This window comes from Sulfurihydrogenibium yellowstonense SS-5, assembly GCF_000173615.1.
GTDB lineage: Bacteria > Aquificota > Aquificia > Aquificales > Hydrogenothermaceae > Sulfurihydrogenibium > Sulfurihydrogenibium yellowstonense.
In genome coordinates, this window is sequence record NZ_ABZS01000189.1 from 1 (window position 1) to 3,081 (window position 3,081).

General features: G+C 31.1%; 3 protein-coding genes. 2 read left to right on the forward strand and 1 reads right to left on the reverse strand.

The window, feature by feature from the left end; genetic code table 11:
* Positions 1-260: YdcH family protein (locus tag SULYE_RS07285; RefSeq protein WP_232178631.1), on the forward strand; the 260-nt coding region annotated here is incomplete at its 5' end.
* 718 nt (positions 261-978) lie between these two features.
* On the opposite strand, the gene SULYE_RS07295 is transcribed toward SULYE_RS07285, so the two are convergent.
* Positions 979-1,614, reverse strand: a complete 636-nt coding sequence (locus SULYE_RS07295) for an O-methyltransferase (RefSeq protein WP_007548018.1) — start codon at positions 1,612-1,614, stop codon at positions 979-981.
* Positions 1,615-1,678: 64 nt separating this feature from the next.
* On the opposite strand from SULYE_RS07295, the gene hemA reads away from it, so the two are divergent.
* Positions 1,679-3,004, forward strand: a complete 1,326-nt coding sequence (hemA, locus tag SULYE_RS07300; protein WP_007548019.1) for a glutamyl-tRNA reductase — start codon at positions 1,679-1,681, stop codon at positions 3,002-3,004.
* Positions 3,005-3,081: the final 77 nt, after the last annotated feature.

Sequence of the window (3,081 nt, forward strand, 5' to 3'; positions counted from 1 at the left end):
ACATGGTACATAAAAAAATATTCAAGGAGGTTGACATGACAAGAGAAGAAGCAATTAAAAAATTATTAGAGACAGATGAAGAATTTAAGCAAATGTATGAAGAGCATCATGAATTAGAATGGAAAGTTCAAAAGCTTGAAAAACATTTTCCACCAGACCCAGAAATTGAAGCTGAGGAAGAAAGATTAAAAAGAAGAAAGCTTTATTTAAAGGATATGATGGAATTAAAAATTAAAGAATTCTTATCAAAAACTCAATGATAACACTTACACAATGGCAGGCTTTCGAGCTTGCCCTTTTCATAAATTTAATCTCAAGGTATAGTCACATTAGATTTTGTTCTATATTTCAGGTGATGAATTAGGTAAAAGTAGGAGATTCTTGGCCGACTGCATAATGACAACTTTACATTCGTAAGGGCGATTCATGGATAGCTTCCACACTCACCTTATCATACTGAAACTGTAAGCCGAAGGATCTCTTTTTTTTGACTTGAAAAGAAAAACCATGAGATTCTTCCTTTGCTCATAATGACAATTTGGATTTTTGGAACAGTCTCCATTTATGAATTGATTTGTACTAAAATTTATGAACTGTATGGTATTTGCCAATTTTTTCAAATCTCTCAGTTTGGAATCTTTAATAAAAAGGGAAGTTAGCCGGTGGCCAACTTCCAAAATTCTTGCAGGAGGCTGTTCTTGAAGAAAAAGCACAGCAGGAGCTGTAAGCGATATTAAAAATTTATGCCAATTTTCTATTATGTAAATACAAACGCTTTTATATTTTACTGTCCAAAAAAGAACAAATGACTGTCCAATTTGGAACAAGAGAGGTGAGATTTTGGAGTCTTTGTCTAAAAAATATTTCAAATAAATGTTAGGTGAGAAATTCAGTAAAAGTATGAGATTCTTCGCCGGCTGTAGAATGGTGATGTGGATTTTTGCAAGCAGCTTTAAGAATTGTTAATTTATCACTTATTTACTCAATCTTACTGCTAATTAAAACACCATCTCTTAAAGGAATTAAAATACTAAAAAACTCTCTACTTTTAAACATGTACTCATTAAATTCTTTAATTTTTGCTGTTTTGTCATCAGGATTATCCTGTGCAACTTTGCCATACCATAGCGTATTGTCAGCGATAACTAAACTACCAACTTTAAGATTGTCTTTTAATCTTAAAATAGCTTCAAGATATTTCGTTTTCTCTAAATCTAGAAATAAAATATCAATATCTTTATACTCTTTTGCTATTTCAATAGCATTTCCTACTCTAAAGTCTGCTTTATCCAACAAACCCAATCTTTCAAAATAAGATTTTGCCATAGACAGGTTTTTTTCTTGATAGTCTGTCAGTACTACCTTTCCGTAATTCATAGCTTTTGCAAAATAATAAGCAGAATATCCATAGCCAGAACCAAGCTCTATAACTAATTTTGGATTTTTTAATTTTGTGATTAGATAAATTAGTCTTCCAACTGTTCTATCAATGATAGGGAAGTCATTTTTATGGGCATAGTCTTCCATTTCTTTTAAGATTTCTTCATCTTCAATGAAGGCAATTCTGTTTAACTGTTCTATGTAAGCTTCTACTTGCGAATTTAGTATATTCATAGGCTAAATTTTAGCATATATTATATGATGTTATAATATTTTTAATCATATTTTTGGAGTAAAGATGGTTATATTTTCAACAGGTTTTAACTACAAAACAGCACCGGTAGAGATTAGAGAGAAGTTAGCCATAACAGAAAACAATTACGGCTCAATTCTTGAAAAATTAAATTCTATTGAAGATGTATATGAAATCTGTGTAATTTCTACCTGCAACAGAGTTGAGCTTTACGGAGTATCTAACGATAATGTAGAAAAAGTAAAAGAAGAGATTTTAAGAATTCTATCTCAGTATTCTACTGTTCCTGTCAGTACTTTAAAAGATTATTTATTTTTCTATACAAACAAAGAAGCAATCAGACATATATTTAGAGTTTCTTCAAGCTTAGATTCTATGGTGATAGGCGAACCACAGATTGTTTGTCAATTTAAAGATTCGTTTACAAAGGCAAAAGAGTATAAAGCTGTCCGTCATATTCTTACAAGACTATTTGATAAAGCTTTAAACGTATCAAAAAAAATCAGAACTTCTACCGGGATATCAAGAAGGGCTGTATCTATAAGCTATGCGGCTGTTTTACTTGCAAAGAAAATTTTTGGAGATTTGAAAGATAAAAATGTGCTTATAATTGGTGCCGGCGAGATGGCTGAGCTTGCAGCTAAGCATCTTCATTCTCTAAATGTAAAACATATTTTTGTATCAAACAGAACATTTGAAAAAGCTGTTGAACTTGCAGATAAATTCAGCGGAAGTGCAATTAGATTTGAAAAAATCCAAGAATTTTTACCGGAGGCAGATATTATAATCGTTTCAACAGGTGCAAAGGAACCAATTCTAAAAAAAGAAGATGTTAAAAGAGCAATAAAAAGCAGAAAAGACCCACTTTTTATAATAGATATCTCTGTGCCAAGAAACGTTGAAGAGAGCGTTAACGAGCTTGAGGGTGTTTATTTATACAACATTGACGATTTAAAACAGGTAGTAAATTCAAACTTAGAAGAAAGAAAGATGGAAGCTCAAAGAGCCGAATTTATAATCGACGAAGAAGTAGAGAAGTTTGTCAAATGGTTAAATACTCTAAAAGTTAGCCCTATTATTTCAAGTGTGAGAGATTATGCAGATAAGCTTAGACAACAGCAGTTAGAAAAATTATTTAAACAAATGCCTTACCTAAATGAAAAAGAAAGGGAAACCATTGATTTGGCAATGAGGTCTTTGATAAATAAACTACTTCACAGGCCAACTATGTATATCAAAGATAAAGCTGCAAAAGAAAGAAACACAGAAGTGGTAAAAATTTTTGAAGATATGTTTAGCTCTAAATGGGATTTAAGAAAAAAAAGCAAGAGTTTAGAGGAGATAGAAGATATTGTTAGAGAAGAGCAGTAGAATTTTCTTATTAATCTTGATTTTTCTTGTCATTTCTTACATTTTTAATCAAATTAACGACTATATAGAAAGAGAAA

Bases quoted from the DNA above. Each gene is read 5' to 3' on its own strand.
- SULYE_RS07295 (WP_007548018.1), bottom strand. From the start codon at position 1,614: ATGAATATACTAAATTCGCAAGTAGAAGCTTACATAGAACAGTTAAAC.
- hemA (WP_007548019.1), top strand. From the start codon at position 1,679: ATGGTTATATTTTCAACAGGTTTTAACTACAAAACAGCACCGGTAGAG.